Here is a 20,366-nt window from a genome sequence, read left to right on the forward strand (position 1 = left end):
CGGTTCCGGCTGGCCCGCGTGCCGGCGCGCCAGGTCAGTGGGGCGTGGCGGGTTGCACCAGTTCGACAAGGACGCCACCGGCATCCTTCGGGTGCACGAAGTTGATCCGCGAGTCGGCGGTACCCCGCTTCGGTGTCTCGTAGAGCAGCCGAACGCCGCGTTCGCGCAACGCCGCGCAGGCGGCGTCGATGTCGGCCACGGTGTACGCCACCTGCTGAACGCCCGGGCCGTTGCGGCCCAGGAACTTCGCGATCGTCGACTCCGCGTTCAGCGGTGCGAGCAGCTGCACCCGGCCACCCTCGCTGCCCGGTCCGACCGCCAGCATCGCCTCCCGGATGCCCTGCTCGGTGTTGTTCTCGGTGTGCACACAGCGCATCCCGAACGTGCGTTGGTAGAAGTCGATGGCGGCGTCGAGGTCGGGCACCGCGATCCCGACATGGTCGATGCGGCGTAGTCCGACGTCTGTGACATAGTCGGCAGCGGGCTCGACGGGGCAGTTCTCAGGCATGACGCTAGTCTGGCCGAACATTCGTTAAGGCGTACAGGTCGGCACCCCCTCGGAGGCAGGTATGGCTTCGGTGATCGTCAGCGGCGCGCGGACCCCGATGGGGCGCCTGCTCGGCAACCTCAAGGACCTACCGGCAACGAAGCTCGGCGGTGTCGCCATCTCGGCCGCGCTCGAACGGGCGGGGGTCGCACCCGACCAGGTGCAGTACGTGATCATGGGGCAGGTGCTCCAGGCCGGCACCGGGCAGATCCCGGCCCGGCAGGCGGCCGTCGAGGCCGGTGTTCCGATGTCCGTACCGGCCCTGACGATCAACAAGGTCTGCCTTTCCGGGCTCGATGCGATCGCCCTGGCCGACCAGCTGATCCGGGCCGGTGAGTTCGACATCGTGGTGGCCGGCGGCATGGAGTCGATGACGAACGCCCCGCACCTGCTGCTCGGTCAGCGCGCCGGCTACAAGTACGGCGACGTGGTCGTCAAGGACCACATGGCGCTCGACGGGCTGACCGACGCCTGGGACTGCTGCTCGATGGGTGAGTCCACCGAGCGGCACGGCAGTACCCGCAGCATCACCCGTCAGGAGCAGGACGAGTTCGCGGCCAGCAGCCACCAGCGTGCCGCCGCTGCCCAGAAGAACGGCCACTTCGCCGACGAGATCACCCCGGTGGTCATCCCGCAGCGCAAGGGTGACCCGCTGGTGGTCAGCGAGGACGAGGGCATCCGGCCGGACACCACGGCGGAGTCCCTGGCCAAGCTCCGACCGGCGTTCACCGCCGACGGCACCATCACCGCTGGCAGCTCCTCGCCGATCTCCGACGGCGCCGCAGCTGTGGTGGTGATGAGCAAGGCGAAGGCGAAGGAACTGGGCCTGGCCTGGCTGGCCGAGGTGGGGGCGCACGGCAACGTGGCAGGTCCGGACAACTCCCTGCACTCGCAACCGTCGAACGCCATCCAGCATGCCCTCCGTAAGGGGGGTCTGGCTGTCTCCGACCTCGACCTGATCGAGATCAACGAGGCGTTCGCCCAAGTGGGCATCCAGTCGATGCGTGACCTCGGAGTCAGCCCGGACAAGGTCAACGTCAACGGTGGTGCGATAGCGCTCGGCCACCCGATCGGCATGTCCGGTGCCCGGCTGGTGCTCACCCTCGCGATGGAACTCAAGCGGCGTGGTGGTGGCACCGGTGCGGCGGCGCTCTGCGGGGGTGGGGGCCAGGGCGACGCGCTGATCATCCACGTTCCCGATGTCAGCGAAACCGATCGGTGAACGAGTCGGACACCCGCGTCCCGGCGGCGGCCGTCGATTCGGTGCGTCGCAGCCGGGACGTACCGTTGCTCGTCGACCGTGCCCGCGACGGCGACCCCCGTGCGGTGGCCCGGCTGATCACACTCGTCGAGTCGGGCGACCCGACCGTGCCGGCCATCGCCGCGGCGCTCACCCCCTACACCGGACGAGCCCAGGTGGTAGGACTGACCGGCTCGCCGGGGGTGGGTAAATCCACCACCACGAACGAACTGGTCCGTACCCTGCGGCAGCAGGGCCACCGGGTCGGCGTGCTGGCAATCGACCCGTCAAGTCCGTTCACCGGAGGCGCGATCCTCGGTGACCGGGTACGGATGCAGGACCACGCGACCGACCCGGGCGTCTACATCCGATCGATGTCCAGCCGGGGGCATCTTGGTGGGCTGTCGGCAGCCACCCCGCAGGCGGTGCGGGTGCTGGAGGGCGCCGGCTGCGACGTGGTGCTCGTGGAGACCGTCGGGGTCGGTCAGGCGGAGGTCGAGGTGGCTTCGCTGGCCGACACCACGCTTGTGCTTCTCGCGCCGGGAATGGGTGACGCGATTCAGGCGGTGAAGGCCGGCATCCTGGAGATCGCCGACGTTTTCGTGGTCAACAAAGCTGACCGGGACGGTGCAGACGCCACCGTCCGGGACATCCAGGGCATGATCGCTCTCGGCGAGCGTGGGCCGGGCCAGTGGCGTCCGCAGGTGGTGCGGGCGATCGCCGCCCGCGCCGAGGGCATCGACGACGTCGCTGCCGCCATCGACAAGCACCGTGGTTGGCTGGTGGAGCGCGATGAGCTGCGACGTCGGCGCGAGGCGCGGGCCGCCGCCGAGGTCGAGGCGATCGCGCTCGGCGCACTCCGTGCCCGGATCGGCTCGCTGCGTGACGGTACGCAGCTGCCGGCACTCGCCGCCGAGGTGGCGGCCGGTGCCACCGATCCGTACGCCGCAGCTGAGGCGTTGCTGGCTCAGTTGTCCGGCTGACCGCGTCCACTGCGGATCGCTGGAGACGGTTAGGCTCGCAGCGCCGCGCGGGTGCGCGGGTATTGCGAAGGCCGCTGGGGGACGCATGGACCACGAGATGACGCAGGAGCTGGCGATGACTCCGGACGTGGTGCCGGGCGGTAGCACGCACATCTCGGACGAGGTGGTGGAGAAGATCGCGGTAGCTGCGGCCAAGTCCGTGCCGGGTGTGGTCGAGTTGGGTGGCGACGTCGCCCGGTTCTTCAACGCGGTACTGGACCGGGTGGGGCTCGACCAGGTCGGTGACGCGCGGCGGGGGTGCTCGGCGCACGTGACCAACGGCGGTGCGGTGATCAATCTGGTCATCGTGATCGACGCCGGGCATCCGGTGCCCGAGGTGACCACGGCGGTGCGGGTGGAGGTGACCCGGGCGGTCGAGGCGTACGGACTCGGGGTCGACGAGATCAACATTCGGGTGGACGACGTCACCATCGATCCGCCGCTCGCCTGAGTTCGCGCAGTTCGGGCTACCGGCCGGTACGAACTACCTTAGCGATCGTTCAGGTGGGGCTCTACACTCGACGTGCAGTCGAGGACTCGAGGAGGAGCCCGGATGAACGCCGACGACATCGCGGCCGGGCGGGCCCGCTGGCAGGCCCGCTACGACTCCGCGCGCAAGCGGGACGCCGACTTCACCACGCTCTCCGGGATGCCCGTCGACCCCATCTACGGTCCGCCGGAAGGCGCCGCGTACCCGGGTTTCGAGCGGATCGGCTGGCCCGGGGAATTCCCCTACACCCGGGGGCTGCATCCGACCGGCTACCGGGGGCGAACCTGGACGATCCGGCAGTTCGCCGGGTTCGGTAACGCCCGGCAGACGAACGAGCGCTACAAAATGATCCTCGGTGCTGGCGGGGGTGGACTCTCGGTCGCCTTCGACATGCCCACGCTGATGGGGCGCGACTCCGACGACCCGCAAGCACTCGGCGAGGTGGGCCACTGCGGGGTGGCGGTGGACAGCGCCGCCGACATGGCGGTGCTCTTCGACGGGATCGACCTGGCCGGGGTCACCACGAGCATGACCATCTCCGGCCCGGCGGTGCCGGTGTTCTGCATGTACCTGGTTGCCGCCGAGCGTCAGGGCGCCGACCTGTCGAGCCTCGACGGCACCCTGCAGACGGACATCTTCAAGGAGTACATCGCGCAGAAGGAGTGGCTGTTCGACCCGGAGCCGCACCTGCGCCTGATCGGTGACCTGATGGAGTACTGCGCGGCCGAGATTCCCCGTTACAAGCCGCTGTCGGTCTCCGGTTACCACATCCGGGAGGCCGGCTCGACCGCCGCGCAGGAACTGGCGTACACCCTCGCCGACGGCTTCGGCTACGTGGAACTGGGGCTGTCGCGCGGGCTCGACGTCAACGTCTTCGCACCCGGGTTGAGCTTCTTCTTCGACTCGCACGTCGACTTCTTCGAGGAGATCGCCAAGTTCCGGGCCGCCCGCCGGATCTGGGCGCGCTGGCTGCGTGACGTCTACGGCGCCACCAGTGAGAAGGCGCTCTGGCTGCGGTTCCACACCCAGACCGCCGGCGTGTCGCTGACCGCTCAGCAGCCGGTGAACAATGTGGTGCGGACCGCCGTCGAGGCACTGGCCGCAGTGCTCGGTGGTACCAACTCGCTGCACACCAACGCCTTGGACGAGACCCTGGCCCTGCCCACCGACTCCTCCGCAGAGATCGCCCTGCGTACGCAGCAGGTGCTGATGGAGGAGATCGGGGTGACGAATGTGGCCGACCCGTTGGGCGGCTCGTGGTACGTCGAGGCGCTCACCGATCGGATCGAGGCCGAGGCGGAGGACATCTTCGCCCGCATCCGCGTGCTCGGCGGTGACGGCCCGCACCAGATCGGGCCGATGACCTCCGGCATCCTGCGGGGCATCGAGGACGGCTGGTTCACCGGACAGATCGCCGAAGCCGCGTTCGCGTACCAGCAGGCGCTGGAGAAGGGCGACAAGAAGATCGTCGGCGTGAACTGCCACACCGGCACGGTCGCCAAGGAGTTGGAGATCCTGCGCATCTCGCACGAGGTGGAGCTGGAACAGTGCCGGATGCTTGCCGAACGCAAGCGCGATCGGGACGACACCCGGGTGCGTGCTGCGGTCGAGGCGATGGTGGCGGTGAGTCGTACCGGGGAGAACATGATCCCGGCGATGCTCGACGCCGTACGGGCGGAAGCCACCCTCGGCGAGATCTGCGACGCGTTGCGTGCCGAATGGGGTGTGTACCGCGAGCCCGCACGGTTCTGACTGGCGGCCGTCAGCGTGGCTGGGCAGGGGTGACAGTGGCAACTACGCGGGCCGAGGCTGATCCGAGTTCGGCGGACTGCGTGCGAGACTAGTTAACCATGAGCGACCCACGGATCACCTCGTCGATTTTCACCCGCGGCGCGGTCGACCTCAGCGCGCTGCGCACCCCTGCCCCCAGTCCCACACCGGCTCCGGCTCAGGCCGGTCCGCCCGCCGGGGCGCCCGGCGGTGCCGTCGGCGGAGTCACAGTCGTCGACGTGACCGAGGCGACCTTCCAGTCGGAGGTGCTGGAGCGCTCGGTGACCACCCCCGTCGTGGTCGACTTCTGGGCTGAGTGGTGCCAGCCCTGTAAGCAGCTCTCCCCGGTGCTGGAACGGCTCGCGGTCGAAGGCGGCGGCGCCTGGGTGCTCGCCAAGGTCGACGTGGACGCCAACCCGAGGCTCGCGCAGATGTTCCGGGTTCAGGGCATCCCGATGGTGTACGCGGTGGTCGGCGGGCAGCCGGTCGACGCGTTCTCCGGCGTGGTGCCCGAGGCGCAACTACGACAGTGGATCCAGGCTGTGCTCAAGGCCGGTGGCGTGAGCGTGGCGGAACCGGAGGACCCACGGCTCGACGAGGCAGACGACGCGCTGATGAGCGGGGATCTGGACGCGGCCGAGCAGGCGTACCGGAAAATTCTTGCCGAGACACCGGCGGACGCCGCCGCCGTGGCCGGGCTGGCCCAGGTGGGGCTTGCCCGCCGGGTGGACGGTGCCGACCCGCAGGCCGCGCTCACCGCAGCGGCGGCCGCCCCCGACGATGTCGACGCTCAGTTGCTCGCTGCCGACATCGAGGTGCTCAGCGGTCTGGCGGACAAGGCCTACCAGCGACTGGTCGGGCTGGTCCGCCGCACCGGTGGCGACGATCGGGAGAAGGTCCGTCAGCACCTGGTCGGCCTGTTCGCCATCGCCGGACCGGAGGATCCTGCGGTCGCGTCGGCCCGTAGGGCATTGGCCAGCGCATTGTTCTGAGTACCTGCCACGCCAGCGCGGGCCGGCGTGTCGCCGGCCCGCCCCACAGCGGAAGAAGACGGGAGGCGCCGGTGAGCGCGAGGAGTGAGCTTGCGAGCCCCGCAGTCGTGAACTACAGCAGCCCATGATGCGCCGGATCGCCGTCCTCGACGCACCGAGCAATCTCGGTCTGCGCCCACCGACACCGACCTCCGTACCGGGCTGCGGGAAAGCACCCGGAGCGTTGCGGGACCAGGGACTGCTACCCCGATTGCGTGCCCGGGACGCCGGTTGCCTGACCCCACCCCGCTACGACGCCGGTGACTGGCGGCCCGGCGACGGCGTCTGCCACGCACGGGAGATCGCCGACTATTCGGCGATACTAGCTGACCGGATCGGCGCGATCATCGACCGGGGTGAGTTCCCGGTGGTTCTCGGTGGCGACTGCTCGATCCTGCTCGGCTCCGCGCTCGCCATGCACCGGCTTGGTGAGGCGATCGGTGGCCGGATCGGGCTGGTCTTCGTCGACGGCCACTCCGACTTTCGGCACCCCGGCAACGCCTCGTACGTGGGTGCGGCGGCGGGTGAGGATCTCGCCCTGGTCACCGGTCGGGGCCAGGTAGATCTGGCGGGCATTGAGGGGCGGCGCCCCTACTTCCGGGACGTCGACGTGGTGGTGCTCGGTATTCGTGCCCAGGATGAGTACCGGCTCGACCTGCAGGCTGCCGGGATCACCACCCGACCGGTTCCGGCGCTGCGTGCCGAGGGCGCTGCGCGTACCGCTCAGTGGGCGCACGAGCAACTGGCCGACTGCGCCGGCTACTGGGTGCACGTCGACGTGGACGTGCTCGACCCCGCAGTGATGCCGGCGGTGGACGCGCCCGACCCGGGTGGCATCGCCTTCGCCGAGTTGGAGATCCTGCTCGCCGGCCTGGTCGACACTCCGCACTGCCTCGGCGTCGAGCTGACCGTCTTCGATCCTGACTACGATCCGGACGGTGCGTACGCCGCAGAGATCGTCAACACTGTGGTTGCCGGACTGCGTCCGGTGACTGCCCCGGGCTCGGCGCCGTCCCGGCTGCGCGTCGAACCGACGCCACGGCCCGCTCCCGGCCCGCGTGGGGGCGTCGACAAGCTCGGCGTGCAGCAGGCGACGGCTCCGGCCGACCACGGTCAGCTGCCCGACGACGATGACCCGAGCAGCGTTGTCCCGGTCGACTGCGCGGCCGACGGTGAACGAGGTGACGATGCCTTGATGCGGGACACCAGTCCGACGAGCGTTACCGGCGGGCCTGCCGCCTGACCGCTCACGGCCGTGTACGGCCGGGCGAGTCTGCCGCAGTTTCCGGTAGCAGTACCGCCTGTCGGCGTGCAAGTGATCAGCCGGTCAGGGCGCGTAGGAAGCGCTCGGCGATCGGTACGGCGGTGCCGCTGCCCGATCCACCCTTCTCGACGAAGACGGCGAACGCGATGTCGCCCTGCCAGCCGACGAACCAGGCGTGGGTGTTCTCCGGGTTGTCGTCGTACTCGGCGGTGCCGGTCTTGCCGTGCACCGGCTCTCCCGGTACATCCCGTAGCGCCGTACCGGTGCCGTTGGTGACCACCTCGCGCATCATCTGCCGGACGGCGGTGACGGGTTCCGGGTTCAGCGGTGGACCTGGCTCGGCTGCCCGTTGCGGCGTCGGGTCGAGCAGCAGTTGGGGAGCGACGAAGCCGCCCTTGGCCACCGCCGCGGTCGCCGCGGCCATCGCCAGCGGGCTGACCACGGTCGTGCCCTGACCGATCGTCGCGGCTGCCTGTTCGGTGGCGCCGCCGTTCGCCGAAACCCTGCCGGTGAAGGCGTCGAGGCCCAAGTCTGCCCACTCACCTTCCAGACCCAGGCTTCGGCCGGTGGTGGCCAGGCCATCCGCGCCCAACTGCGGGGCCAGCGCGGCGAAGGCGGTATTGCACGATTTGGCGAAGTTGGTGCGGAAGGGCACCTCGCCAAGGGCGAAGTCGTCGGAGTTTTTGAACGAACGTCCGTCCACGACGAAGCGCTTCGGGCAGGCGACGGGGGTGTCGGGGGTGACCGCCCCCCGCTCGACGAACCCGAACGCGCTCACCATCTTGAGAGTGGAACCGGGTGGCACCTGCGCGGTGAAGGCCAGGTTCTCCCCGGCAGCGCCGGGGCCGTTCGCGGTGGCGAGCACCGCGCCGTCGGTGACCCGTACGGCCACCAGGGCGGCCCGGCGACGTTCTCCGCGTAACGCGTGGTCGGCGGCGTTCTGGGTGGCCACGTCGAGGGTGGTCCGAACCGGTTGGCCGGGCTGGGGCTCCCGGCGGAACACCTCGGCACCGGTCGACTCCACGGCGCCGCCCGGCCCGGCACGGTTGACGACGACTGTCAGCCCCGGTACGCCGCGCAGCCGTTCGTCCCAACGGCCCTGTAACCCGCCGTGACCGACGAGATCGCCGGGGGAGTACCGGTCGGGGTGGTTGGCGAGGTCCTCGGCGTACGCGAGGTCGACGCTGCCGAGTACCGCCCGAGCGAACTCTCGGGTGGGTGCGAGATCTAGTGTGTCGGTGGGGAACTTCGTCCCCGGTAGATCGTATATGCGTGACTTGATCTGCCGATACGCCTCGTCCCGAAGGGTGACCACCTCGACGAATGCGTCCGGTTTCGCCTCCTTGAGTCGTTGGGGCACGTCGGACAGGTCGACCGGCGGAACGATCGCCGGTCGGATGGCGCGGAACGCCGCGTCGAGCTCGCGGATCACTGCCTCGACATCGGTGACCTCGCTGGGCTGCAGGCCAACCCGCACCACGTCGCGCGGCGCCACGATCGGCTGACCGGCACCATCGAGCACGGCGGCTCTGGGCGCCGGATCCCGCCGCAACCCGAGCCGGTCGCCACGGCTGAGCTGTTCGTGGACGACGGCCGGCTCCCAGATCACCTGCCACTGGTCGTCGCGGCCCTGCGTGAGGCGCACCGGCCGGTCGTACGCCCAGGTCGTCCCGCCCGGCAGCGTCCACTCCGCCCGGATGGTGGCGGTGGCGGTGTCCCGGACCACCTCTGGTTCACCCCGGCGGGTCAGCGTGAGCGGGGCGTCGACGAGCTCGCCGGAAAGCTCCCGGATCTCCCGGACGACGTCGACGGCGGGAATCTTCGCGCCGGTCGGGTCGACGAAGCCGACCGCGTTCAGGTTGCTCTCGCGCCATCCGTCGAGGAAGGCGTCGACGGTGCGTTGTGGGCCGTCCGCGTCGGAGCAGGCCACCAGGCTGGCCGCCACTACCAGGCAGGTAGCGGTGAGGGTCAGTGTTGACCGAATGTGGCGATCTCGGCACGGAACGAACATCCTGCGCCTCCTCCTGGCCGGGTCGCTCCGCACGCTAGTACGCCGACGCCCCGGCTGCCGTCCCTGCCGCGCTGGCCGGGGCGGAAAGACGAGCCTGCGCTGGTGTGATGAACAACATCAGGTGGGGTACTCCGAACCCGGTCGAAGCTGGTACGGCAACAGGTGGAAGGACGACGTCGGAGATCTGGATGTCCGGCTGGTGGACCGCCGACGAAGAAAGCGATCGGTCGGCCTAGGCTAGGCGGCAGAGTGACCCACAGCGCTGTGGGTCGAGGGGAGTGGCACCGATGGACCGGCGTCCGGCGATCAAACCGGAACCCGACCTCCGGCCGGTAGGCACCGGCCGCGACGACAGTTTCGACACGACGACCGACGGGGACGGTTTCGGTCGGCTAGACACGGGGGCGACCGGGTTGACCGGTTCGAGTATCGACACCCTCTACGACCTCGGGCTACCCCCGGAGTCGCTGGGCGACGACACGGAGGACGCCGAGTTCGACGAGCCGGTGCCGAACGCCGAGCGGCTGGTGGCCCAGGCCGTGTCGCTCGCCGGCGACGACCACGACGCGGCGACACTCGTGGGCCGGTTCTGGCGGTTCGCGCCGGACGAGGAACTGATCGGGTTCACCGCCGAGGAAATGCTCGACGCCGCCCGTGCGCACCGGGAACTGGCCCGGCAGCGGGTGCCGGGTGAGTTGAAGCTGCGGATCCACTCGCCGGACACGGAGCAGCACCACAGCGTCGTCGAGATCGTCACTGACGACATGCCGTTCCTGGTCGACTCGGTGACTGCCCTGCTCAACACTCACCATCTGGACGTTCACCTGCTGGTGCACCCGCTGGTCGTGGTGCGTCGGGAGCCGCTGGGGCAGTTGGTCGAGGTCGCTGCCGACGTGGAGCCGGACGACGCGATCGACGGTGATCTGGTCGAGAGCTGGATGCGCATCGAGATCGACCCGGTGCGCGATCCGGAGGAGCAGGACAAGCTGCGCCGGGAGTTGCAGCGGGTACTCACCGACGTGCGGGAGGCCGTCGAGGACTGGCCGAAGATGCGCCTGTGCGCTCTGGCTCTCGCCGACGAACTGGCCGCCGCTCGGACCAGCGACAACCGGCCGCCGGTGCCGGAGAAGGACATCACCGACTCGGTCGAGTTGCTGCGCTGGCTCGCGCACGACCACTTCACCTTCCTCGGGTACCGGGAGTACCGGCTGGTGTCGAACTCGGCGGAGGGTGGGCCGGCCCTGGAGGCGGTGCTCGGCACCGGGCTCGGCATCTTGCGGCAGGATTCGCCGGAGGCGCGGGCGTTGTCCTCGATGACGCCCGAGGCGCACGAGAAGGTCACCGAGAAACGCCTGCTGATCATCACCAAGGCGAACTCACGGGCTACCGTGCACCGTTCCGCGTACCTCGACTACATCGGCTTCAAGATTTTCGACGAGTACGGCGAGGTGGTGGGGGAGCGCCGCTTCCTGGGTCTGTTCTCCACCGCCGCTTACCGCACCAGCGTGCAGGAGTTGCCGGTGGTCCGGCGCAAGGTCGCCGAGGTGCTGGACCGCTCCGGACTGAGCCTGCGCAGCCACTCCGGTAAGGATCTGATGCAGATTCTGGAGACGTACCCGCGCGACGAACTCTTCCAGATCAAGACCGACGACCTGTACCACGCGGTCATCGGGGTGCTGCGGATGGCCGGCCGCCGGCAGTTGCGAGTGTTCCTGCGCCGGGACGCGTACGGGCGGTTCATCTCCTGTCTGATCTACCTGCCCCGGGACCGGTTCACCACCCAGAACCGACTACGCATGCAGGACATCCTGCTGCGCGAGCTCAACGGTGTCGGGGTGGACTACACCACCCGGGTCACCGAGTCGATGCTGGCCCGGGTGCACTTCATCGTGCGTACCGACCCGACGAACCCGCCCGGGGACATCGACGCGGACCTGCTGGCTGAGGAGCTGGCCGACGCCACCCGGTTGTGGGACGACGACTACCGGCTGGTGCTGGAACGCAAACTCGGCGACGAACAGGCCAAACACCTGTTCGGTCGGTACGCCGACGCGTTTCCGGAGGGCTACAAGGACGGTCACACGCCGTACGAGGCGATGAAGGACCTGGCCAAGCTGGAGCTGCTGGAGGAACCCGGCCAGCTGGAGATGCACCTGTTCCGCAAGCAGTTGGCGCCGCGTGCCGGTGGCCGGGGTACGTACGTCGACGAGTCGATGGACGTGCGGTTCAAGGTGTACCGCTACGGCGAGCCGATGATGCTTTCGGCGGTGCTGCCGGTGCTGCACTCGCTCGGTGTCAAGGTCGTCGACGAGCACCCGTACGAGGTGGAGCGAGTCGACGGACGCATCTGGCTCTACGACTTCGGTCTTCGACTGCCCGAAGGACACCAGGAGCTGGCCGAGGTGCGCCCACACGTGGAGAACGCCTTCGCGGCGGCGTGGCGGGGCGAGGCCGAGGTGGACCGTTTCAACGAGTTGGTGCTGCTCGCCGGGCTGACCTGGCGGCAGGTGGTGGTGCTGCGGGCGTACGCGAAGTACCTGCGGCAGACCGGCACGGTGTTCTCCCAGGACTACATGGAGTCCACCTTCATCGCGTACCCGCACCTGGCCACGCTGCTGGTGCGACTGTTCGAGGCGCGGTTCGAGCCGGGCCCGGTCGACGCCGAGCAGCGCCAGCGGCACGGCGCGGAGCTGCTGGCCGAGATCCGTACCGCGCTCGACGACGTGGCCAGCCTCGACCAGGACCGGATCCTGCGGTCGTACCTGAACCTGATCCAGGCCACCCTGCGGACCAGCTTCTATCAGAAGCCGGTGGGCGGGCGACCCAAGCCGTACGTCGCGTTCAAGCTCGATCCGCAGGCGATCCCCGAACTGCCCGCGCCCCGGCCCAAGTTCGAGATCTTCGTGTACTCGCCCCGGTTCGAGGGTGTACACCTGCGGTTCGGGCCGGTGGCCCGGGGTGGCCTGCGCTGGTCGGACCGGAGGGAGGACTTCCGCACCGAGGTACTCGGCCTGGTCAAGGCGCAGATGGTGAAGAACGCTGTCATCGTGCCGGTGGGCGCCAAGGGTGGTTTCGTGCTCAAGCAGAAGCCAGGGGACCGGGACGAGGCCGTCATCTGCTACAAGGAGTTCATTTCGGCGCTGCTTGACGTCACCGACAACATCGTGGCCGGTGAGATCGTGCCGCCCGACGATGTGGTCCGGCACGACGGTGACGACCCGTACATGGTGGTGGCGGCGGACAAGGGCACCGCCACCTTCTCCGACACCGCCAACGAGATCTCGACGGCGCACAACTTCTGGCTGGGTGACGCGTTCGCTTCCGGGGGTTCGGCCGGCTACGACCACAAGAAGATGGGCATCACCGCCCGTGGTGCGTGGGAGTCGGTCAAGCGGCACTTCCGCGAGATGGGGCACGACACCCAGAGCCAGGACTTCACCGTGGCCGGGGTCGGTGACATGTCCGGTGACGTGTTCGGCAACGGCATGCTCCTGTCGGAGCACATCCGGCTGGTCGCCGCCTTCGACCACCGGCACATCTTCCTGGACCCGAATCCGAACCCGGCCACCTCGTACGCCGAACGGCGGCGGCTGTTCGAACTGCCCCGGTCCACCTGGGAGGACTACGACGCCGCGCTGATCTCCGCCGGTGGCGGGATCCACCCGCGTACGGCGAAGTCGGTGCCGCTCTCACCGCAGGTCCGTGCGGTGCTCGGGCTCGACGACGACGTCGACCAGTTGAGCCCGCAGGAGCTGATGAAGGCGATCCTCACCGCCCCTGTCGATCTGTTCTGGAACGGCGGCATCGGCACGTACGTCAAGGCGGCCAGTGAGACCAACGCCCAGGTGGGCGACAAGTCCAACGACGCCATCCGGGTGGACGGTCGCGACCTGCGCTGCCGGGTGGTCGGTGAGGGTGGCAACCTGGGCTTCACCCAGCACGGCCGGATCGAGTACGCCCAGGCGGGCGGCCGGATGTACACCGACTTCATCGACAACGCGGCAGGGGTGGACTGCTCCGACCACGAGGTGAACATCAAGATTCTGCTGAACACCGCGGTCGCCGACGGCGAGCTGACCGTGCCCGAGCGGGACGAGCTGCTGGCCCGGATGACCGACGAGGTCGCGGAGCTGGTGCTGCGGGACAACTACGACCAGGCCCGGGCGATCAACAACGCCCAGGCCCAGGCGACCTCGCTGCTTCCGGTGCACCGACGGATGATCACGGAGCTGGAGCGTGCCGGCGTCCTGGACCGGTCGTTGGAGGCGTTGCCGCCGGACGAGGAGCTTGCGGTACGCACCGAGTCCGGACTCACCGCGCCGGAGTTCGCCGTGGTGCTGGCGTACGTGAAGATCGCCTTGGAGAAGGAGATCCTCACCGACGGGCTGCCCGACGAGGAGTGGACCGCCAAGGTACTCGTCAACTACTTCCCGACGCCGATGCGGGAGCGGTTCGCCGACCGGATGAACCGGCACCGGTTGCGTCGCGACATCGTGACCACGGTGCTGGTCAACGAGGCGATCAACCGGGGCGGGATCTCGTTCGTCTTCCGGGTCGTCGAGGAGACCGCCGCGACCGCGGCGGACGTGATCCGGGCGTACGTGGTGGTTCGTGAGGTCTTCGGCCTGCGCGAGCTGTGGGACGCGGTGGAGGCGTTGGACAGCCGGATCGATCCGGAGCTGCAGACGAGCGTCTACCTCGACACGCGGCGGCTGCTCGACCGGGCGGTGCGGTGGTTGGTGACCAACCGCCGCGCGCCGATCGACGTGCCGGCGGAGATCGCCCGACTGCGGGACGGGATCGCCCGGTTGCTGCCTCGGATGGAGACGCTCTTCTACGGCGACGAGCGTGAGTCGATCGCGGCGCACATCGACTCGATGAGCGAGCGCGGGGTGCCACGGGAGCTGGCCGAGCGCAGTACCCGGCTGATGTACAGCTTCGGCCTGCTGGACGTGGTGGAGACCGCCGCCGGCACGGGACGGGACGTCGGCGAGGTCGCCTCGGTCTACTTCGTACTCTCCGACCGGTTCCGGGTGGATTCGCTGCTGTCGAAGATATCCCTGCTGCCGCGCGAGGACAGGTGGCAGACGCTGGCCCGGATGGCGCTGCGCTACGACCTGTACGCCGCGCTGGCGGCTCTCACTGCGGAGGTGCTCGACTCCACGCCGGCAGACCTTTCTCCGCAGGAGCGGGTCATGCAGTGGGAGCAGTCGAACGCCACCTCGATCCACCGCGCCGAACGGGCGATGGGCGAGTTCGACGAGTCCCGGGCGGATCTGGCAGCCCTCTCGGTCCTGCTCCGCCAGATCCGTACCCTGGTCCGCACCTCCGCCGCCACCTGACCCCTCCCACCTGCGTGATCATGCAGTTGTGGCGCCCGCAAATGGGGTGGTCGGCCGCCACTGCGGTGCCACAACTGCATGATCGGCGCTGGCTGGTGGACTGTCACGGGGTGAGGGAGGCGAAGACGATCACGTTGTCGGGGTAGTCGCCGGTGATGTCGTCGAACTGGCCGCCGCAGGTGATCACCCGTAGTGCCGGTCGGTCGCTGGGGCCGTACACCTGCTCGGAGGGGAAAGCGTCCTTAGGGTACGAGGCCACCGAGTCCACCCGGAATGTCGCCGTCCGGCCGTCGGCCCGCTCGACGCTCAGCGTGTCGCCGGGTTGCAGCGCGCCGAGGGAGAAGAAGACGGCCGGACCGATCGCGGCCGAGTCGACGTGCCCGACGATGACGGCGTTGCCTGGCTCGCCTGGGCTCGGACCCGGCTCGTACCAGCCGGCAGTCAGTGCCTGGTCGAGCGGGGGCACCTGGACCGTGCCGTCCGGATTGGTGCCCAGGGCCATGATCCCGGCGCGGACTCCGATGCGGGGAATGGTGATCCCGGTGGGGACGGCACGGGGGAGTCCGGCCGCTACCTGCCCACCGTTGTCGAGGCCGGTGGCGGCGGTCGGCAGTCCCTGGTCGGCGGTTCCCGCCATGGGCTGCGGCGGGCGCGGAGAGTCGATGGTCGTCAACGACGCGCCGACGAGCCCGAATCCCGTCACGGCGAGCAGGACGACGACGGCGGTGCCGACGGCACGCCACGATCTACCGTGACGGCCGCCGGCCCGTCTCGTCGTCGTGTCAGGCCGCGAACTCATCGGCCCGACGACGACGCATCAGCACGAGGCCACCGAGGGCTGCCGCGCCGACCAGGCTCGCTCCGGCGGTCGCCAGGCCACGGTCGGCACCGGTGGTGGCACCACCGTCACCGCCGTCGACCCCACCGCGGGGCAGGACGACCAACTCGCCGATGCCGCAGGAGCCCTCCAACTCGTACGTGCCGGGCTTGGCGTCCGGGGCCACCCGGGTCTCGCCGTAGTAGACGAAATCCTTCGTGTGCTCCCACCGGTCACCCTGGCCGCGGTCGGCCGCACCGTCGCGCTTGCCGGACCAGTCGGCCTCGCCGGGGCGGGCGCCGCGCTCGCCGGCCCAGTCGCGTCCGCCCGATTCGCCGGCCCAGTCGTGTCCGGGCCGGTCGCTTTCGCTCGACCAGTCGTGTCCGGGCCGGTCGTTTTCGCTCGACCAGCCGCGTCCGCCCGATTCGCCGGCCCAGTCGTGTCCGGGCCGGTCGCTTTCGCTCGACCAGTCGTGTCCGGGCCGGTCGTTTTCGCTCGACCAGTCGTGTCCGGGCCGGTCGCTTTCGCTCGACCAGCCGCGTCCGCCTGATTCGCCGGCCCGGTTGCCCTCGCTGGACCAGTCGCGTCCGGCGGAATCCGGGCCGTTCTCGTGCCGACCCGACCAGCCGCCGGCGTCCTCGTCGGCCGAGTTGCTCCGCTCGGCCTGGCCCTTCCGGTCCTTCTTGCCGTGGTCCTCGGCGCCCTCGGCGTTCCGGGCGTGCTCCTCGCCCTCCCGGTCGTCGCGGGCGTCCGCCGCTCCGCCGCCCCAACCGCCGCCGGACTCGGCCTCGGCGGGCCCCGGACGTTCGTGGCCGGGTCGGCCCTCGTTCTCCGCGCCTTCGGCGGCGCCGTTCTGTGCGGGTCGACCCCGGTGGTCGGCACGCGAGTCGCCGCCCCGAGCCGATTCGAGCTGCACCTTGCCGGTGACCTTGGACCAGACGGAAGCGTGCTCCTGCTCATCCGGGCAGATTTGCATGATCTTGACTTCTTCGCCGGCCCTGACGGCGTGCGGCTTGGCGAAAACCTTGCCTCTGTCGGTTGGTGGTTGGCCGTCGGCGTACGCGGCGCCCGGCGCGAACACCAGCAGGGAAGCGCTGCCGAGGGCAGCACCCGCAACGACCTTCCCCAGCATCTTCTTAGCCATGACCTGTGTCACTCCATCCCTGTTGTCCTGCGGCCGGCAACAGCCGAGCCAGGACTGACGTTAGACCGTTTCATGACTTATGTAGGGAAAATTCGCGTTCTACCATTAGATCGATTTGTCGTCTTCTGTCGTACCGACTGGCCGAGGGGATGTCCACCTGTCCAGTGCGAGGCCAGGATGGGCGGCCTCGCATTCGCCGGGCGGCTCGCTCCACTCTCGGAGGGATGGGGCGTTTGCCGGGCGCACTTTCGAAAGAATCGAACCATTGCCATGGAAGCGCTCCCATGCAAGAATCGCTGCAGCGGTGAGCTGAGCCACACCGCGCAGGCAGGTGTCGAGGGCATCCGGTTCGCCGGGACGACGACCTGGCCGCGACCGGTCGATGTCGGTCGCCGCACCACCACCAACGCCCGTCCGGGCCGGGCGCTCCCGAAGAATCCCGTTGGCACCGGCGGTCGTCCGCACAGGGCGCCCCTCGGGCCACGTACCGGGCCCTACGCGGCTCCGGTCTCGCCCAAGGAGATCAGTGGCATGAATGTGTGGAGAAGGCTGTCCGGTCGACGCCGGGCCGTCGCGCTGGCCGGCGCGGGCGCGCTGGTCGCGGGCAGTTTGGTGACGCTTCCGGTGACCGCGGCCCACGCGGCTACCCAGTGCAACGTGACGTACACGTCGAACGACTGGCAGGGCGGATTCACCGCCAACATCATTATTAAGAACGTCGGCGACGCGCTCAGCAGCTGGACGCTCGGCTTCACCTTCCCCGACGCCAACCAGCGTCTGGTGCAGGGCTGGTCGGCGCGGTGGAGCCAGTCGGGCCGGAACGTGACCGCACAGAGCGAGTCGTGGAACGGCAACCTGGCCACCGGCGCCAGCACGAGCATCGGCTTCAACGGCTCGTGGAGCGGCAGCAACCCCAAGCCCACCTCGTTCACCGTCAACGGGGTGACCTGCAACGGCGGTACCCCGCCGACCACGACCCCGCCGACGACCACGCCGCCGACCACGACCCCGCCGACGACCACCCCGCCGACGACCACGCCGCCGACGACGCCGCCGCCCGGCACCAGGGTGGACAACCCGTACGTGGGTGCCCGGGGCTACGTGAACCCGGAGTGGAAGGCCAAGGCCGAGTCGGTGAGCGGGGGTAACCGCATCTCGAACACCCCGACCGGCGTGTGGCTGGACCGGATCGCGGCCATCGAGGGCACCGACAACAGCCAGTCCAACGGCCCGATGGGACTGCGTGACCACCTGGATGAGGCCCTGCGACAGAACGCGCAGTACATCCAGATCGTCATCTACAACCTGCCCGGCCGTGACTGCTCCGCACTCGCCTCCAACGGCGAGCTGAAGGCGGACGAACTGCCGAAGTACAAGGCCCAGTACATCGACCCGATCGCGGCGATCCAGGCGGATGCGAAGTACCGCAACCTGCGGATCATCAACATCATCGAGATCGACTCACTGCCGAACCTGGTGACCAACACCTCCGGCAACCCCGGCGGCACCGCGATGTGCGACACGGTGAAGGCCAACGGTGCCTACGTCAACGGCGTCGGGTACGCCCTGGCCAAGCTGGGCGCGATCCCGAACGTCTACAACTACATCGACGCCGGCCACCACGGTTGGCTGGGCTGGGACAGCAACTTCACCCCGACCGCCCAGGTCCTGCGGCAGGCTGCCAGCGCTTCCGGTGCCACCACCGCCCACGTGCACGGCTTCATCGTCAACACCGCCAACTACTCGGCGTTGCGTGAGCCGTACGCGAAGGTCACCGACTCGGTGAACGGGCAGACGGTACGACAGTCCAAGTGGATCGACTGGAACCAGTATAACGACGAGCTCTCCTTCGCTCAGGCGTTCCGCCAGGAACTGGTCCGACAGGGCTTCGCCAGCAACATCGGGATGCTGATCGACACCTCCCGTAACGGGTGGGGCGGCAGCGCCCGGCCCACCGGTGCGGGCCCGATGACCAGCGTCGACGCCTACGTGGACGGTGGCCGGATCGACCGGCGTATCCACAAGGGCAACTGGTGCAACCAGTCCGGTGCGGGTCTGGGTGAGCGCCCGCAGGCCGCGCCGGAGCCGGGCATCGACGCGTACGTCTGGATCAAGCCCCCGGGTGAGTCCGACGGCTCCAGCCGTGAGATCCCGAACAACGACGGCAAGGGCTTCGACCGGATGTGCGACCCGACCTACACCGGCAACGCGCGCAACGGCAACAACCGCAGCGGTGCCCTGCCGGACGCCCCGATCTCGGGCGCCTGGTTCCCGGCACAGTTCGCCGAGCTGATGCGCAACGCCTACCCGCCGCTGTCCTGACGGGCAAAGGCAAACCAGCCGCCGACAGTAGGTGAGGCGCTGCGGCGGCAGGTCACCCGGGCCCCTGGTCCGACCGAACCGGTCGGACCAGGGGCCCCTCGCGCCGCCTGCGCCACGGTTGCCGTCACCCACCAGCCGGCGTGGTACGCCGCAACCGGCACCGCCGTCTCAGCGGGGGCGCACCGTGAGGCGGGCGGATCAGGGAACCGTCTTCTCGATCGCTGCGCCGCCGATCTCGTCCAGGTCACGCTGGGCGCGTTCGACGTTCTCCGCGGTGAGGTCCTGGCCCCGGGCCATCACCAGGTCCTCCGGCTCCCAGGGCTGCTCCGCGCCGGTGCGGATGTTCGTCCGACCGGCGCCGGTGCCGGTGCCCGTCGCGCCCGTCTCCGGACGCTCCTCCAGCGGTCGTTTGCGATCACGATCCGTCATCGCTGCTGCCCTCCTGTCCGCGGGCGATCTCCGGCCCTGTTCGGCGTACCCGCCCTGCCGGCGCCCATGCCTGGACCGCGTACGCCGAGGGCGGGTACCCCGAAAGTCGGGGTACCCGCCCTGTCCTGACACCGTTGCGGAAAGTCAGCGCCCGAGCACCCGGTCGAGGAAGTCCCGGTACTCGCGGACCGCCACCCGAAGCTGCTCGGTGTCGGCAGCACCGGCCTCCTGCCAGCCGCCGAGCTTGTTGCGGTGCTCCGCAAGTGCGGCGGACAGCGCCTCCATCGCCTCGCTGACCAGTGACTGCGCCTCGCCGGCCGCGGCCCGGGGGTCGTCCACGAAGCGCAGCTGGACGTCGCGCCAGCGGTCCCGGAAGCCCTGCGCCGTCGCATCGTCGAACAGGGTCGCCGCTCCGGTGGGTACCGCCGCCTCGGCAGCGGACGGACCCTCGTCCGAGGTCTGCGTGTCGGGGTCGACCATCGTCGGGGCGGCACTGCCGTAGCCGGCGCCACCCGCCGCCGTGTCGCCGGCACCGTCGAACTCTGCCGTCGGGTCCGCCCGCCGTCCCTCCCGATCCCCATCGACGGCACCGTCACCAGGTCGCGCGGTGTCCTCCTCGCGTGGGTCGCGTTCGTCCTCGGGATGCGGGCTGGCCAACGCGGACGCGGCGACCGCGCCGCCGACCGTGCTCGCGCCGAAGGCGGTCGGCACCGGACCGGGCTCGTGGAAATCGGTTCGCTCACCTTCGGTGCCGGGCCGGCCGTCCCAGGGGCGCCCCCGGTCGGCTGCCGACCGGTCACGATCCGTCGGCTCGTCGGTGGTGCCGACCTCGTCGCCCGGCTCCCGGTCGTCCCCGGTAGCCGGAACCGCCACCGGGGCGGAGCGTACGGATTCCGGTTGGTCGTTGTTGAGCTGCTGCTCTTCCTGCCGCATTACG

The 20,366-nt window shown here is 69.6% G+C and carries 14 protein-coding genes; 8 read left to right on the forward strand and 6 right to left on the reverse strand.

From position 1 onward, the window contains the following. Positions 1-34: 34 nt before the first annotated feature. A complete protein-coding gene (gene mce / locus HCA58_RS19710) occupies positions 35-508 on the reverse strand; it encodes a methylmalonyl-CoA epimerase (RefSeq protein WP_169599315.1) in 474 nt (157 codons plus the stop codon). A 61-nt stretch (positions 509-569) separates the two neighbouring features. Here mce and HCA58_RS19715 point away from each other — a divergent pair, with 61 nt between their 5' ends. The 6 genes from HCA58_RS19715 to HCA58_RS19740 all read left to right on the forward strand — a co-directional run bounded on the left by HCA58_RS19715 (position 570) and on the right by HCA58_RS19740 (position 7,343). Continuing rightward, positions 570-1,769, forward strand: coding sequence for an acetyl-CoA C-acetyltransferase (locus HCA58_RS19715; protein ID WP_169599316.1), 1,200 nt, complete (start codon positions 570-572; stop codon positions 1,767-1,769). Then, positions 1,766-2,770 carry a methylmalonyl Co-A mutase-associated GTPase MeaB gene (gene meaB / locus HCA58_RS19720; RefSeq protein WP_169599317.1) on the forward strand — a complete coding sequence of 335 codons (1,005 nt, stop codon included), beginning with the start codon at positions 1,766-1,768 and terminating at the stop codon, positions 2,768-2,770. Before HCA58_RS19715 ends, meaB begins: the two co-directional genes overlap by 4 nt. Before the next feature lie 85 nt (positions 2,771-2,855). After that, positions 2,856-3,260, forward strand: a complete 405-nt coding sequence (locus tag HCA58_RS19725) for an Asp23/Gls24 family envelope stress response protein (protein ID WP_169599318.1) — start codon at positions 2,856-2,858, stop codon at positions 3,258-3,260. 102 nt (positions 3,261-3,362) lie between these two features. Beyond that, on the forward strand, positions 3,363-5,051 hold the full coding sequence (locus tag HCA58_RS19730) for a methylmalonyl-CoA mutase family protein (protein ID WP_169599319.1): 1,689 nt from the start codon (positions 3,363-3,365) through the stop codon (positions 5,049-5,051). A 98-nt stretch (positions 5,052-5,149) separates the two neighbouring features. Continuing rightward, a complete protein-coding gene (locus HCA58_RS19735) occupies positions 5,150-6,061 on the forward strand; it encodes a tetratricopeptide repeat protein (RefSeq protein WP_169599320.1) in 912 nt (303 codons plus the stop codon). Between the two features lie 124 nt (positions 6,062-6,185). Beyond that, entirely contained in the window at positions 6,186-7,343 is a 1,158-nt protein-coding gene (locus tag HCA58_RS19740; protein ID WP_240956508.1) for an arginase family protein, read from the forward strand. A 76-nt stretch (positions 7,344-7,419) separates the two neighbouring features. On the opposite strand, the gene HCA58_RS19745 is transcribed toward HCA58_RS19740, so the two are convergent. Further along, on the reverse strand, positions 7,420-9,375 hold the full coding sequence (locus tag HCA58_RS19745) for a penicillin-binding transpeptidase domain-containing protein (protein ID WP_169599322.1): 1,956 nt from the start codon (positions 9,373-9,375) through the stop codon (positions 7,420-7,422). Positions 9,376-9,662: 287 nt separating this feature from the next. Here HCA58_RS19745 and HCA58_RS19750 point away from each other — a divergent pair, with 287 nt between their 5' ends. Then, positions 9,663-14,717 (forward strand): NAD-glutamate dehydrogenase, encoded by a 5,055-nt coding sequence (locus HCA58_RS19750; RefSeq protein ID WP_169599323.1) that lies wholly within the window; start codon positions 9,663-9,665, stop codon positions 14,715-14,717. Between the two features lie 103 nt (positions 14,718-14,820). Here HCA58_RS19750 and HCA58_RS19755 read toward each other — a convergent pair whose 3' ends face one another. Then, entirely contained in the window at positions 14,821-15,516 is a 696-nt protein-coding gene (locus tag HCA58_RS19755) for a class F sortase (RefSeq protein WP_169599324.1), read from the reverse strand. Continuing rightward, complete coding sequence (locus HCA58_RS19760) at positions 15,500-16,678, reverse strand: hypothetical protein (protein WP_169599325.1); 1,179 nt, start codon at positions 16,676-16,678, stop codon at positions 15,500-15,502. Before HCA58_RS19760 ends, HCA58_RS19755 begins: the two co-directional genes overlap by 17 nt. A gap of 531 nt (positions 16,679-17,209) precedes the next feature. Between HCA58_RS19760 and HCA58_RS19765 the strand changes: the two genes are divergently transcribed. After that, entirely contained in the window at positions 17,210-19,000 is a 1,791-nt protein-coding gene (locus HCA58_RS19765; protein WP_169599326.1) for a glycoside hydrolase family 6 protein, read from the forward strand. A 198-nt stretch (positions 19,001-19,198) separates the two neighbouring features. Here HCA58_RS19765 and HCA58_RS19770 read toward each other — a convergent pair whose 3' ends face one another. Beyond that, positions 19,199-19,429 (reverse strand): hypothetical protein, encoded by a 231-nt coding sequence (locus tag HCA58_RS19770; protein WP_169599327.1) that lies wholly within the window; start codon positions 19,427-19,429, stop codon positions 19,199-19,201. A gap of 144 nt (positions 19,430-19,573) precedes the next feature. Further along, positions 19,574-20,362 (reverse strand): hypothetical protein, encoded by a 789-nt coding sequence (locus HCA58_RS19775; protein WP_169599328.1) that lies wholly within the window; start codon positions 20,360-20,362, stop codon positions 19,574-19,576. Between the last annotated feature and the right edge of the window lie 4 nt (positions 20,363-20,366).

This window comes from Micromonospora sp. HNM0581 (assembly GCF_012726175.1).
Classification (GTDB): Bacteria; Actinomycetota; Actinomycetes; order Mycobacteriales; family Micromonosporaceae; genus Micromonospora.

Bases quoted from the DNA above. Each gene is read 5' to 3' on its own strand.
- HCA58_RS19775 (WP_169599328.1), bottom strand. From the start codon at position 20,362: ATGCGGCAGGAAGAGCAGCAGCTCAACAACGACCAACCGGAATCCGTA.
- HCA58_RS19715 (WP_169599316.1), top strand. From the start codon at position 570: ATGGCTTCGGTGATCGTCAGCGGCGCGCGGACCCCGATGGGGCGCCTG.
- HCA58_RS19760 (WP_169599325.1), bottom strand. From the start codon at position 16,678: ATGGCTAAGAAGATGCTGGGGAAGGTCGTTGCGGGTGCTGCCCTCGGC.
- mce (WP_169599315.1), bottom strand. From the start codon at position 508: ATGCCTGAGAACTGCCCCGTCGAGCCCGCTGCCGACTATGTCACAGAC.
- HCA58_RS19770 (WP_169599327.1), bottom strand. From the start codon at position 19,429: ATGACGGATCGTGATCGCAAACGACCGCTGGAGGAGCGTCCGGAGACG.
- HCA58_RS19755 (WP_169599324.1), bottom strand. From the start codon at position 15,516: ATGAGTTCGCGGCCTGACACGACGACGAGACGGGCCGGCGGCCGTCAC.
- HCA58_RS19765 (WP_169599326.1), top strand. From the start codon at position 17,210: ATGAATGTGTGGAGAAGGCTGTCCGGTCGACGCCGGGCCGTCGCGCTG.
- HCA58_RS19725 (WP_169599318.1), top strand. From the start codon at position 2,856: ATGGACCACGAGATGACGCAGGAGCTGGCGATGACTCCGGACGTGGTG.
- HCA58_RS19730 (WP_169599319.1), top strand. From the start codon at position 3,363: ATGAACGCCGACGACATCGCGGCCGGGCGGGCCCGCTGGCAGGCCCGC.
- HCA58_RS19750 (WP_169599323.1), top strand. From the start codon at position 9,663: ATGGACCGGCGTCCGGCGATCAAACCGGAACCCGACCTCCGGCCGGTA.
- HCA58_RS19745 (WP_169599322.1), bottom strand. From the start codon at position 9,375: ATGTTCGTTCCGTGCCGAGATCGCCACATTCGGTCAACACTGACCCTC.
- HCA58_RS19740 (WP_240956508.1), top strand. From the start codon at position 6,186: ATGATGCGCCGGATCGCCGTCCTCGACGCACCGAGCAATCTCGGTCTG.
- HCA58_RS19735 (WP_169599320.1), top strand. From the start codon at position 5,150: ATGAGCGACCCACGGATCACCTCGTCGATTTTCACCCGCGGCGCGGTC.